Below are 14,278 nucleotides of genomic sequence, written 5' to 3'. Positions count from 1 at the left end.
TATGATGCATGATCTTCAAATAAAAGGAGTGGCCACTTTGGTGGCCCTCCTGTTTTTTATTCCTTCATTTGGACAGGATACCGCGAAAATCAGCGCCCTGTACAGAGATGGGCAACGCCTGATCCTGAAGACAGGTTATGAAAAACAGGATATGGATTCTGCCTGGACCATTGCCAGACAAATAGATTCTCTCAGCAGAAAGATGAACTATCAGGGAGGCATTGGTATTGGTAAACTCCTGACCGCAAAGATCCTGAACGAATCACACAGGGATGATGGCCGTCGTGCTACCAGCATGGAAGCCTACAATATTCTCAGGAAGTATGGTACACCCCGGTTACAGGCAGAAGCCCTGATCGAAATAGGAGGCACTTTTCAAAACAGATCCACCGATCTCCCTGCAAAGATTCTCTACTACGAAGATGCCGTCGACATTTACCGCAGCATCCACGATTACCTGAGCGCAGCCAGTATGCTGGAATTCGTAGGGGATCTCTATAGTGTGAACGGAGAGTATACCAAATCATTACAAACACTTCAGACCGCGTTACAACTTTACAACCAAGTACACTTTATAAGATTACACGGACTCTATAGCCTGATGGGGAATACCTATACTTTTCTGAATGATTTTCCCAACGCACTCCGTTATAACCTCATGGCTATGCAAACGGGAGAACAAGTACATGAAACAGGTATTATCATGAGCCCTATCTACAACCGTCTTGGTATGATTTTTTATACCATAGATCAATATGAACAGGCATTGGAATACTTCAATCGTGGGTTAAAAATTGCTTATTCAAACAGCGATACGAATAGCATACAAAGTATTCAGATCAATATTTCATTTATTCTTCGTAAGCTGGGTCAGTACAAAGCTTCGCTGGATACGCTTCATAAGATAGAATCCCTCATTCCCATTGCTAAAGAAGATGATGACGCCTGGGTAGATCTGTTGACCCGTTATATCAACACCTATCTTGCCATGAAAGATTTTAAAAGCGGAATGCCGTACTTCAATAAGATCGTAACACTGTACAACAGGCAAAAATTATCGCCTTATTTCAGACAGATAAGCAGGCTTGCTATAGCTGGCTATTTGCAGGGTATGGGAAAAATGAAAGAAAGCAAACCCTACCTGGTAGCTTATTCAGAGGATGTCCTGAACCGTGACGAACCAGCCATCAGGTTACTACAAAGCCACCAGTTACTGTATCGTGCAGATTCTGCAGCGGGCGATGTACAAGGAGCACTGGAACACTATAAGCTATATAAATTATTCTCAGATTCTACTACTAATCTGAATAAATCAAGACAACTGGCTGTGCTACAGATCCAGTTTGAAACCAATAAAAAAGACCAGGATATTCAATTATTACGACAAAAGTCAGCATTGCAGGAAGCATCATTACAAAAAGAAATTATATTCAGGAATGTAATCTTTGCAGGAGTATGTGCATTGCTGATTATCCTCGCGCTGACATATAACCGTAGCAGGCTGAAACAACGCAGCAACCTGCAATTGCAACAAAAACAGGAGGAGATCAATAATCAGAATGAATTATTGCGCAAGCTGCTACAGGAAAAAGAATGGTTACTGAAAGAGATTCATCATCGGGTAAAAAACAATTTACAGATTGTAATTAGTCTGCTTAATTCCCAATCCAATTACCTGGACAACCAGGACGCTATCGATGCGATCCGCAACAGTCAACATCGTATGCATGCTATGTCACTGATCCACCAGAAGCTATACCAGACGGACAATCTGGCCAGGATTGACATGAGCTGGTATATCAGGGAACTGGTGGCTTACATGCAGGAAAGTTTCCCGACAAAAGCACAAATACTATTCAACCTGGATATTACCCCACTGGAATTAGATGTTGCACAGGCTGTACCGCTGGGACTTGTGCTGAATGAGTCAGTGAGCAATGCCATCAAATATGCATTCCCCGGAACACGTCAGGGTATTATTGAAATTTCGCTAAAAAACATAGATGAGCAGCACTGGCAGCTTCGTATCTTCGATAATGGAACAGGACTGCCTGAGCAATTTAACATCGATAATACATCATCACTTGGCATGAACCTCATGCGTGGGCTGAGTGAACAGCTGGATGGTACATTTGAGGTGACGAGTGAGCAAGGTACTGTCATTACAATAGTTTTCCCCGCTGCGCAAAAAGAAATGATATGAAGATATTGATTGTAGAGGACGAGTTTATTGTAGCAAACGATTTGCGGCTGATGCTGCAGAAAGCAGGATATACGGTAGTCGGCATAGCATCGGGCGTGGTACAGGCCCGCAAGCTGATTGAGAGTAAACAACCTGACTGGATGCTGATAGATATTATACTCAAAGGCGACCTGACGGGCATTGATCTGGCGAGGGAGCTGATGACACAGCGCTTACCTTTCCTTTTTATTTCAGCGAATACAAACCAGGATATACTGGAAGCGGCTAAGACCACGAACCCGTATGGCTTTCTTGTAAAACCATTCAGGGAAAAGGATCTGCTGGTCATGCTGGATATTGCCTTCTTCAGACATGAATTAGAAGCAAAGCAACAACAGCCGGCAGTACTACAGGATACAGGGATGGTAGGCCGGAGCAGGGCATTTTCAAATGTATTGGCCCACATCAGCAAAGTAGCACCCAGCAATACCTCTGTGCTCATCACCGGCGAAAGCGGTACAGGCAAGGAAAAAGTGGCAGCAGCAATACATAGGGCTTCTTCCCGCAGTCATCAGCCAATGGTGACGGTAAACTGTGCAGCATTGCCTTTATCACTGGTAGAATCAGAGTTGTTTGGATATGAGAGAGGGGCTTTTACAGGTGCAAACCAGCAACGGATCGGGAAGTTTGAACAGGCAAATGGAGGTACCGTATTTTTAGATGAAATAGGTGAATTGCCCTTAGAGGCACAGGTAAAACTGCTGCGGGTATTGCAGCAGCGGGAGGTAGAGCGATTAGGAGGACAGGCAATTATACCTATTGATGTGCGGATCATTACTGCTACAAACAGGAATTTAGAGAAAGAGGTGGCTGAAGGAAGATTCAGATTGGATCTGTATTACAGATTGAATGTGTTTCCCATAGAAGTGCCCCCATTGCGGGAGCGGAAAGAGGATATAGAACCGTTAGCATATTATTTTTTAGAGAAGTTTGGGAAGACAGTCAATAAGATCAGCGCAACTGTATTGCGACAAATGAAGGAATATCCCTGGCCGGGGAATATCAGGGAACTGGAGCACCTGATCGAAAGACAGGTATTGCTGGCAGAGGGATCGGAGATCACTTCGATTGATTTGCGGTCACAACCAGATATTACGCCAGTGGCTTCGTCGGAGGTGATCAAGACCATGGAGGAGATGGAGAAGGAGCATATTATCAGGGCGCTGCGCGCCAGTCATGGCAAGGTGAGTGGTGCAGGAGGAGCTGCCGCAGCCTTGGGTATAGCTGCGCAGACCCTATTTGCAAAGATGAAGAAGTTTGGTATTCAGCAAACCTATCAATGAGTTATTCTACACCGTCATACATACTTTCCCACAAAACAGCATGCGTCAAAGCCTATACTTTTTACGGTAATTTTAGTGAAGATCTTATTGGGACTATATTATATCCTGTTCAATTCATATAAATAATTGTTATAACACTACTATTTTTAGGCTGAATACCTATATTTGTAATAGTGGAAACTGTGAACAATTTAAGGAACTCGTCGTTAAAGAGGATAATATGGTTGCTGCTGATTACAGTATTTACTGTAGGCGCATGCCGTTATTCGTACGCTTTTTACAAATCCTATAATATCGAGAATGCCAGTGACGAAGCGCCTATCGGCGACTTTGGGGATAACTGTGTAAAAAAAGGCGGCAAAGAACTCTTCTCATTTTATGAAGACGGCCTCAGCCTTTCCACACTTACCTGGGCCTCCCCCCTTTCTGTACATTGGGAGACCTATAGTTTTAGCATTTTTAAAGAACCCCTCAGGGATGTGCTGACCCCTCCTCCACTTTTATTCATTTAAATCCTGATCAGGCTTCGTTACCGTCATAACACACCAGTATATATAGTAATACTACATCATCAATTCATTACTAGAATAAACTTTGTTTATGAAGAAGAAGAAGAAGCATGCGGATGCTCCGTCACCCTGGCAAAGGTTGGTGAGGTTGTTACATCACGAACGAACCTCTATTAATTACATTTTTATTTATGCCGTACTTATCGGCATCATTGGTCTCACGCTGCCGTTAGGAACAACGGCTGTCTATAACTTGCTGTCCAACGGTTCTATGTATAGTTCTACCTATATCTTAATAGCGGTAGTACTGACAGGTATCGTGATTGGGGGTGCACTATTGATCGGACAACTGACGCTTGTTGAATTTCTCGAGCAGAAGATATTTGCCAAAGCGGCCATGGAGTTCGCGTATCGCCTGCCCCGTATCAAAAAGGAAGAAATAAATGGTGAACATCCACCAGAACTGGTGAACCGTTTCTTTGATATTCTCACTATTCAAAAAGGCCTGACTAAATTGCTGGTGGACATTGTAGCTGCATCCGTCCAGATATTTTTCAGTGCCATACTCCTCTCCTTTTACCACCCTGTATTTATGGCGGTGGGGTTATTTGCTATTGCCGCCATCGCATTGGTGCTCATACTCTATTTCAGACATGGGGTCAATACCAGCATTGACGAATCCGGCTATAAATATGAGCTGGTCGCTCACCTCGAAGAGGTAGCAGCTGATCTGGACACCTACCGTGGCCATCCTGAAAAGATGGACCAGGTATGTAAAACCACTGACGAGATCACCGCTAAATATCTCATGGCCCGTAATGATCACTTTAATGTACTGAAGAAATTCTTCGTCAGTTCTGTAGCACTACGCACCATCCTGATGGGCGGTCTGTTGCTGATGGGATCATTTTTCGTAGTAGAAAGAGAAATGACTTTCGGTCAGTTTGTAGCTGCGGAAGTGATCGTGGTACAGATTAGTTATGCTATTGAAAAACTAATGACTAGTCTGAATACAGTATTTGACATGGTAACCGGCGCAGAGAAACTGGCTGTAGTCACTGATCTTGAAATAGAGGAGGGCAAATAATATGGCACAAAATAGTTTACATCATAAACACATGGAGGCTTTGAATACACAGTCACAAGCCGAACTCATTCAGATAAATGGATCGCAAATGCTGGGCAAGATCATGAGCATCTGCCTCGTCATATTCTTTATCATCCTGCTCCTGCCCTGGCGCCAGACCATTCCAGGCAAAGGAACTGTCACCGCGCTAAGGCCTGAAGACCGTCCTCAGACTGTGCAGAACCAGATAGGTGGGCGGATTGAACACTGGGCCGTGCGCGATGGTCAGGAAGTAAAAAAAGGGGATACGATCCTGGTGATCTCAGAGACCAGCCAGTCTTACTTTGACCCTGAATTGCCAGAGCGGCTCGCAGAACAGCTGGAAGCCAAAAAGAACAGCGAAAGCGCTGCCGTACAGAAAATGGAGGCAACAGCTGCTCAGATCCAGGCCATGAACCGTGGATTGCAATACCAGTTGTCCGCTGCCGAAAATAAGGTGCGTCAGTCTGAAAACTATGTGAAGATGGACAGTGCTGACCTGGTAGCTGTACAGAATTATTACGAAACATCTAAAGCCCGTCTGGAACGGTACGAATCCGGCTATAAGAATGGCCTGTTCTCACTGACTGACATTGAAACCCGCCGCCTCAAACTGCAGGAAGACAATGCCAAAGTGATCGGACAACAAAACAAATTGAACAACTCCAAACAGGGCTTACTAAATGCACTGATTGACCTCGACAATATCAGGGCCAAGTACCAGGAATCACTGGCCAAAGCCCAGTCGGATATGAGTTCTGCTCTGTCAAGCCGTGCAGGCGTAAAAGGAGATATTGCCAAACTACGCAATGACATCTCCAATATCACGATACGCCGTGGTCTATATGTAGTACGTGCACCACAGGACGGATATGTGGTAAAAACACTGAAAGCTGGTATTGGCGAAAATATCAAAGAAGGTGAATCCATTGCAACACTACAACCACTCCATCCACAGGTGGCGGCAGAATTATATGTAAATGCCATGGACGTGCCCCTGATCCTGGATACGAGTGATGTTCGATTACAGTTTGAAGGCTGGCCATCAGTGCAGTTTTCCGGATGGCCTTCAGTAGCGGTAGGAACATTTGCGGGCAAGGTATGGGCGATTGACAGGATCAGTAGTAATGGTGGTAAATACAGATTGCTGATAAAACCTACTACGCCGGTTCCTCAAAATGATGAGGCCTGGCCTATTCAGCTCAGACAGGGTTCTGGCGTATATGGTCGTATTATTCTTCGATCAGTGCCGCTGTGGTATGAAATCTGGCGACAACTGAATGGTTTCCCGCCAAGTTTGGAGAAAGAGCCTTCAACAAAGGATTCAAATAGTAAGAAATGATGAAGAAATTAAGCTATTATTTAATTGCCGGCTTACTGCTGTTTTCGTGGGAATGTGCTTATGCGCAGGATACGGCCAGAATCTTTTCGCTGGGGGATCTGGAAGATATCGTTTTCATGAATCATCCTATCGTAAAGCAGGCGGCTTTATTGAGCGATGCGGCAAAGGCCGGCGTGCTGCAATCAAAAGGAGAATTTGACCCGACATTGAAATCTGCTTTCGGACGTAAATTATTTGGTCATACTACATACTATAATAACTGGCATAATGAACTGAAGGTACCTTTATACATTGCCGGTGCTGATCTGAAAGTAGGCTATGACCGCAACACGGGTGTGTATACAAATCCTGAAACACATACGACTGATGCAGGTCTTGTAGCAGTTGGGTTGAACATACCACTAGGTGCAGGGTTGCTGATTGATGCGCGGCGTAGTACGCTCTGGCAGGCAAAAGCCATGCTGAACTATGCAGAAGCAGATAAAGTGAAACAAATAAACAGCGTGTGGTTTGGTGCCGTAAAAGATTACTGGAACTGGTACTATGCCTTCAGGGAATATGTGTTGATTAAAGAAGGGCTGGATCTTGCCACAAAGCGTTTTAAAGCACTGACTAATCAGGCATTGCTGGGTGATAAACCTGGACTGGATACCATCGAAGCAAGCATCACGGTACAGGACAGGGAGATCCAGCTGGCTAAGAGTGAGATAGAAGTAAAGAATGCGATGCTGGTACTTTCCAACCATCTCTGGAACGAGAAAGGTACACCGCTGGAGCTACCCAAAGACGCGATTCCACAGGAGTCAAATCAGCAACTGCAATTGCCAGACAGAGTACTGCTGGACTCTTTACTTGGATTAGCCGATATGCATCCGGAGCTGGTAAAGCTGCGTGCAAAGGGAGAGCAACTGGATGTAGAACGCCGGTTTGCACAGGAGAAGCTGAAGCCCAAGATCAACATCAATGGATCATTGCTGAGCAGACGTACAGATTTTGGTTCTTATGTACCGGATTATTATGACTTTGGATGGAGTAATTACAAGATAGGTGTCGATTTTGCTTTCCCGTTGTTCCTGCGTGCAGAGCGGGGAAAACTGAAACAGGTCAGATTTAAACAGCAGCAGGTAGATTACGATCTGATGCAATCCGGACGCGAGATTAACAATGATATCACGGCCTCATTTAATAGCCTCACAGCTTATCAGTCACAGCTAATCGTGCAGGTGCGGAGTATTAATAACCAACAGGCATTATTAGCAGGTGAATTGCAGAAATTTGATCTGGGAGAGAGTACGCTGTTTTTGATTAATAGCAGGGAAAGTAAGCTGATAGATATGAAAATCAAGAGAGAGAGTATCATATCGGGGTATCAGAAAAAGCTGGCTGAATTATATTATAAAGCTGGAACCAGACAGCAATTATAAGAATAAAAAGACCGTCTCAAAAGGAGACAGTCATCAATAATTTAAGCCTCGCAGTGTTCTGGGTGGCATTGATAGTGGCAGGATTCGTCAAGGGGTATCTTTCTGTAGATCACCCTGAAAATAGCTTTTACCATGTGATGGCGGCGGCACGACCTTACCTGGAGGCATTTACCGCTGCGGGGCTGGGGGTAATGATCGCACTGGGGGCCATATGTGTGATTTATTTAAGGCATAGTGCAGAGAATAAGCAGGTTACATTAAAATAAGTAACCCTCCGAAGAATCGCATGTGAGAATTATGGTTTAAGCTGTTTCCTTTAGTGGGAGCGGGTGGAGATGCTTATTCCCCCTCCGCTAAAGTGAGATATTATTAGATAGCTATGTAATATTATCTACATTATTTACCTTTGCGTCTTCGCATTTAAAAAGAAAAGTCGTATGAGTCGTTATAATGAGTATCTCAATGAAATTGAGGAAAGAAAAGGTCAGGACCTCCATCCCAAGCCGATTGATGGCGCAGAATTACTAAGTGAAGTCATCGCGCAAATTAGAGATCTTGACAATGTGCACAGAAAAGATTCTCTTAACTTCTTTATTTACAACGTATTGCCAGGAACTACTCCTGCTGCTGGTGTAAAGGCTCAGTTTTTAAAGGAAATCATTCTTGGTACTGCCGTAGTTGAGGAAATTTCCCCATCTTTTGCTTTTGAGCTATTATCACATATGAAGGGTGGTCCTTCCATCGGGGTGTTGCTGGATCTGGCGCTGGGTGAAGATGTCGCTATTGCGAAAAAAGCTGCAAATGTGCTGAAAACGCAGGTTTTCCTCTATGATGCCGACACAGACCGTCTGAAAGAAGCATTCAAAAATGAAAATGAGATAGCTAAAGAGATCCTTGAAAGTTATGCTAAAGCGGAATTTTTCACTAACCTCCCTGAACTGCCTGAAGAAATTAAGGTAGTAACTTTCATAGCTGGTGAAGGTGATATTTCTACTGACTTACTCTCTCCGGGTAATCAGGCACACTCCAGATCTGACCGTGAATTGCATGGTAAATGCATGATCACTCCCCAGGCACAGGCCGAAATCAGGGCGCTGCAGGCACAACATCCTAACAAGAGCGTGATGTTGATTGCTGATAAAGGCACCATGGGCGTAGGTTCATCAAGAATGTCTGGTGTAAATAACGTGGCCCTCTGGACGGGCAAACAGGCAAGTCCTTATGTTCCATTTGTGAACATTGCCCCGATTGTAGGTGGTACAAACGGCATTTCTCCAATTTTCCTCACGACTGTTGACGTAACCGGTGGTATCGGTATTGACCTCAAAAACTGGGTGAAAAAGGTAGACGAAAATGGTAAACTTGTTCGCAATGAAGCTGGTGAGCATATTCTCGAGGAAGTATACTCTGTTGCTACCGGCACAGTTCTTACCATCAACACAAAGACAAAGAAACTTTACAACGGCGATAAGGAACTGATTGACATTTCTAAGGCACTGACGCCTCAGAAAATGGAATTTATCAAGGCTGGCGGATCATATGCTATCGTGTTCGGTAAAAAGATCCAGACCATAGCGGCTAAGATCCTCGGTATTGAACCTACCGCTGTATTTGCACTGCCAAAAGAAATTTCTCACGAGGGCCAGGGTCTGACAGCAGTAGAAAAGATCTTTAACAAAAATGCGGTTGGTATTACTCCGGGCAAAGTATTACATGCCGGTTCAGATGTTCGTGTAGAGGTAAATATCGTAGGTTCTCAGGATACGACCGGTCTGATGACTGCCCAGGAACTGGAATCTATGGCTGCCACTGTGATTTCGCCAATTGTTGACGGTGCTTACCAGTCAGGCTGTCACACCGCATCAGTATGGGACAAGAAGGCGCAGACAAACATTCCAAAACTCATGAAATTCATGAATGAGTTTGGATTGATTACTGCCCGTGACCCGAAAGGTGAATATCATTCCATGACAGATGTAATTCACAAAGTACTCAACGATATTACGATAGATGAGTGGGCAATCATCATTGGTGGTGACTCTCACACAAGAATGTCTAAAGGTGTTGCTTTTGGGGCTGACTCAGGTACCGTTGCCCTGGCATTGGCTACTGGTGAAGCATCCATGCCAATTCCGGAGTCAGTGAAAGTAACCTTCAAAGGAGAAATGAAGGATCACATGGATTTCCGTGATGTTGTACACGCTACACAGGCGCAGATGCTGCAGAAATTTGCCGGAGAGAACGTTTTCCAGGGCAGAGTGATTGAAGTACACATCGGAACACTCCCTGCTGACCAGGCTTTCACCTTTACTGACTGGACCGCAGAGATGAAAGCAAAAGCTTCCATCTGTATTTCTGAAGATGATACCCTGATTCAATCACTGGAAATTGCGAAAGGCAGAATCCAGATCATGATCGAAAAAGGCATGGATAACAGCAGGCAGGTACTGCAGGGATTGATCAATAAAGCTGATAAGAGAATCGCTGAGATTAAATCAGGTGAAAAGCCAGCTTTAACACCAGATACGAATGCTAAGTATTACGCTGAAGTGGTAGTGGATCTGGATATCATCGTTGAACCAATGATTGCAGACCCTGATGTGAATAATGACGACGTTTCTAAGCGTTATACCCACGATACCATCCGTACACTCTCTTACTACGGTGATAAAAAAGTGGATCTTGGTTTCGTAGGATCCTGCATGGTACACAAGGGCGATTTGAAAATCGTTTCTCAAATGCTCAGGAACCTGGAAAAACAGAAAGGTAAGGTTGAGTTCAATGCTCCGCTGGTGGTAGCAGCTCCAACTTACAATATCATTGATGAATTGCAGGTAGAAGGAGATTGGGAAATATTGCAGAAATATTCTGGCTTCGAATTCAACGACAATGCTCCGAAAGGCGCTGCACGTACAGAATACGAAAACATGATGTATCTCGAGCGTCCGGGTTGTAACCTTTGTATGGGTAACCAGGAAAAAGCAGCTAAAGGAGATACAGTAATGGCCACATCAACCCGTCTTTTCCAGGGTAGAGTTGTGGAAGATTCCGATCGTAAAAAAGGAGAATCTTTGCTTGCTTCCACACCAGTAGTTGTTCTTTCTGCTATCCTTGGAAGAATTCCTAATATGGAAGAATATAAAACGGCTGTAGAAGGTATCGATCTGACAAAGTTCGCACCTCCTTTGAAAAATCTGGTTTCTAGTCCGGTAGGTAAAGACAGTCTGTCTTATTAATACTACTATACGAAAGGCGTCTCATCATAATTGATGAGACGCCTTTTTATTTCTATTCCTTCACATCCCACCATAACAACATTAACATCGAAGGACTGCGCTATTTAGTAGCTTCCTGATTAATAAAATCTGTAAGATGTATACCGGGAGAAAGACCGAGTTTTTTTCGTAACCGGTAGCGCGCAATTTCAACTCCTTTTAAACTGATATTGAGAAACTGTGCCATTTCTTTAGATGAAAGTCCCATTTTCAGGTAAGCACAGGTTTTCAGGTCGGTTGAGGTGAGATCGGGATAAGTTAATTTCATTTTGCTGAGAAACTGGTTATGTACCTGATCAAAATGAATGGCAAACTGTTCCCAGTCATTTTCACGTTTTTCTTCGTCACTAATCAGCTTAAGTACTTTTTTAAAATCATTACGGCTTTCTTTAACTGATAGTTTTTGTGTGGCAATGGAAAGTTCATCTTTGATTTTACCCAGCAAACGGCCTCTTTTATAGAGATGCATAGTAGTAGCCGCAAGCTCTTTATTTTTATAGATAACTTCTGTTTCCAGCCGTTCATTTTTCAGATGAATGATTTCCTGTTCGTTGTTTTTGATCTCCAGCTCATGCAGGTATTTTAACTGGGCCTCTTCTTTCTCAAACTTTTCTTTTTGTATGCGGAGTCTGTTATGATGCAACCTATTTAAAAAAAGTATGAGTGCAACAAACAATATGATGTACATCAATAAGGCCCATCTGGTCTGGTACCATAAAGGTAATATTTCAAATGAATAGACAACAGGTAGCGATATATTACCGCGATTGTCTTTCGCTCTTAATTCGAAACGATAGTTCCCATAAGGGAGATTGATATAGTCCTTAAAATTTTGTGTTGACCACGCAGACCATTCCTCATCAAGTCCTGACAGACGGTAGCTATACAAAACCTTAGCAGACTCTCTCACCTGGTTAGAAGCAAATTCAAAATGGAAAGCACTGTAACCGGCGGGCAAATTATGTATATTAGCGGGATACTGCGTTTCTGAAAGTTGACCTTTATATACAAAATAATCACTGAAAAGTAGCGAATCTCTTTTAAAATGGGTGACTACTTTGGTTAACCGGGCAGACAGATTACTATCTGGTTCTATATATTTATTATAATTGAGATGAATAATGCCTCTGTATGCAGCAATAAATATGTTGTTATCATTATAAGGATAAATCTTCTCAAAACCACCTACCAGCAGCCCCTGTAGTTCAGGAAAATATTTGATGGTTTTTTTTTCTGCTACCCCGAACTTATCCCCTGAAGCAAACCATATCTTCCCGGTAGCATCTGATACCATATACTGGACAGGCAATTTCCCAAATACAGGAGCGTATTTTACAGATGTTTTAAAAGTCTGACTATGCTTATCAAATTCGTAAATACCCTGACTGGTTGCAAACACGATGTGGTTGTTTATTTTAAAAACATAATTGCCCAGTGCACCGGGCAGGCCCTCTGCATTAGTAAACAGCCTGATAGATTTCACGGAATCAAATTGAGGCGAAAACTTTATCTGGTAAATACCGCGGTAGGGATGTGAAGCCCAGACAATATTGTTCTCATCATCTATTTCTATAAAGCGTAATGGTTCATTGAGGAAATTATGATAAAGTGGAACAGTTTCCAGTTTTCCTTTTCTTTGTCGAAACAGTTGCAGTCCTTCATAAGTTCCCGCAACCAGATAGCCTGGTTTGGGTAAACGTCTGAATTGCCACACTCCTTTTTGATTGTCATTGATAAAGCTGGCACCATGCTGCTGTATACTCCAAACCCCATCATGATGGCCCATCAGTATCATTCCGTTGATTGTATCAATATCCCATGTTTGTCCTTCCGAGTGAGGCACTAAAGAAAATGTTCCGCGTGAAAGAGAAATATCTTCAGATGCAGGCAAACTTAGCTGCGTATAATATAAACCTTCTGCAGATCCTATATATAAAGAATTATTCAGGATACGAATGGTGTAGGCAGATGTTGATGGCAGCTTATCAGATTTTATCTTTTGTATAGCAGAGGCTGAATAGATCATATCAATACCTTCATCCAGTCCTGCCCAGAGATTGGACTCATGGTCTGTAAAAAGGGTTCTGATATTGTTATCCTGAATTCCCTCGTGCATAGACAAATGTCTAATGGTATGGCCGTTTCTGTCAATGAAATAGATGCCATTGGAAACAGTTCCAAGCGCGTAAGTATTTGCATTTATCCTTCCAATACAATAAAGTTGATCTTTAAAAATAGCACTATCTATTACAAGAGGGATCTGTTTTTGACTGTTCATCAAAAACAATCCATTTTTCCAGGATGCAATTAATGTAGTATCCTTATTATAGTGATACATAGCCATGATAGAATGCCCTGGTTGGATGACAGCAGGTTTCCACTGTCCCTGTGTGTATTGAAACAGCTTCAGGGTAGTTTCATCCTGCGCATATAAATGCTGGTCATAAACAGCCATATAGATCCACCGGGAACCTTCTCTTATGTTATATACTTCCATTTTCCCCTTTAAGGGATCGTATCTGAAAATTTTATGTAAAGACCTGAAAAAAACGGCGTTTTCATACGTAACAATATTCCATACGTCTGCAAAGGCCCGATCTGCAGGTGGAATCAGAGATGCAAGGGAATGGTATACCAGAAGCCCATTCTCATCAGGGAAAAAATAGCCCAGTGCATCCTGTCCGCCTACGTAAATTCTGTCATCCCGGGCTATTGCCAGGGAACGTAAGAACGTTTTGTTAGGTAATAAATATTTTTTCCATTCATGACCATTAAAACATAACAAACCCACATTATTGGCAAAATAAAGATTACCAAACCGGTCTTCCTGAATATTCCATGTCTGAGCCTGAGCACGCGTTATTTCTCGTGTATAATTCTTTATCTCGGCCAAACCGATTGTGTTTTGACCAATAGCCCATACAGGTAGTAAGAATAAGAAGGTGAGCAGATATCTGTAAAGAAAAAATGGAGCACTCATCATTTGAACAACCCCGTAAAACTGCGTAAAACATTCAAAAAGCAGTACATAAGCTGTGTTATCAATTTGTTATGCATTAAGTGATTGATTATCAATATTGAAATTGATTCTGTAGGGT

9 protein-coding genes are annotated in these 14,278 nt (G+C 43.0%); 8 read left to right on the top strand and 1 reads right to left on the bottom strand.

Annotated features, from left to right (window positions below):
* Position 1 precedes the first annotated feature (1 nt).
* The 8 genes from QQL36_RS10905 (at position 2) to QQL36_RS10870 (ending at position 11,141) form a co-directional block, all read left to right on the top strand.
* The gene (locus QQL36_RS10905) at positions 2–2,203 is read left to right on the top strand and encodes a histidine kinase dimerization/phosphoacceptor domain -containing protein (RefSeq protein ID WP_321569731.1); all 2,202 of its coding nucleotides are present in this window, start codon (positions 2–4) and stop codon (positions 2,201–2,203) included.
* A complete protein-coding gene (locus QQL36_RS10900; RefSeq protein ID WP_321569730.1) occupies positions 2,200–3,525 on the top strand; it encodes a sigma-54 dependent transcriptional regulator in 1,326 nt (441 codons plus the stop codon). Before QQL36_RS10905 ends, QQL36_RS10900 begins: the two co-directional genes overlap by 4 nt.
* A 182-nt stretch (positions 3,526–3,707) precedes the next feature.
* Positions 3,708–4,037 (top strand): hypothetical protein, encoded by a 330-nt coding sequence (locus tag QQL36_RS10895; protein WP_143708886.1) that lies wholly within the window; start codon positions 3,708–3,710, stop codon positions 4,035–4,037.
* A gap of 88 nt (positions 4,038–4,125) precedes the next feature.
* Positions 4,126–5,121: an ABC transporter transmembrane domain-containing protein gene (locus QQL36_RS10890; RefSeq protein WP_321569729.1), complete on the top strand. Its 996-nt coding sequence runs from the start codon at positions 4,126–4,128 to the stop codon at positions 5,119–5,121.
* Between the two features lies 1 nt (position 5,122).
* Entirely contained in the window at positions 5,123–6,481 is a 1,359-nt protein-coding gene (locus QQL36_RS10885) for an HlyD family secretion protein (RefSeq protein WP_083724186.1), read from the top strand.
* Positions 6,478–7,905 carry a TolC family protein gene (locus QQL36_RS10880; RefSeq protein WP_321569728.1) on the top strand — a complete coding sequence of 476 codons (1,428 nt, stop codon included), beginning with the start codon at positions 6,478–6,480 and terminating at the stop codon, positions 7,903–7,905. Before QQL36_RS10885 ends, QQL36_RS10880 begins: the two co-directional genes overlap by 4 nt.
* Positions 7,906–7,958: 53 nt before the next feature.
* Positions 7,959–8,171, top strand: a complete 213-nt coding sequence (locus QQL36_RS10875) for a hypothetical protein (RefSeq protein ID WP_321569727.1) — start codon at positions 7,959–7,961, stop codon at positions 8,169–8,171.
* A gap of 171 nt (positions 8,172–8,342) precedes the next feature.
* Positions 8,343–11,141: a bifunctional aconitate hydratase 2/2-methylisocitrate dehydratase gene (locus QQL36_RS10870; RefSeq protein WP_321569726.1), complete on the top strand. Its 2,799-nt coding sequence runs from the start codon at positions 8,343–8,345 to the stop codon at positions 11,139–11,141.
* 100 nt (positions 11,142–11,241) lie between these two features.
* Here the strand turns inward: QQL36_RS10870 and QQL36_RS10865 are convergent, their stop codons facing one another.
* Positions 11,242–14,073, bottom strand: coding sequence for a triple tyrosine motif-containing protein (locus QQL36_RS10865; RefSeq protein ID WP_321569725.1), 2,832 nt, complete (start codon positions 14,071–14,073; stop codon positions 11,242–11,244).
* Between the last annotated feature and the right edge of the window lie 205 nt (positions 14,074–14,278).

This window comes from Chitinophaga sp. LS1, assembly GCF_034274695.1.
Taxonomy (GTDB): Bacteria; Bacteroidota; Bacteroidia; order Chitinophagales; family Chitinophagaceae; genus Chitinophaga.
This window is presented reverse-complemented; position numbering and strand designations above follow the sequence as displayed.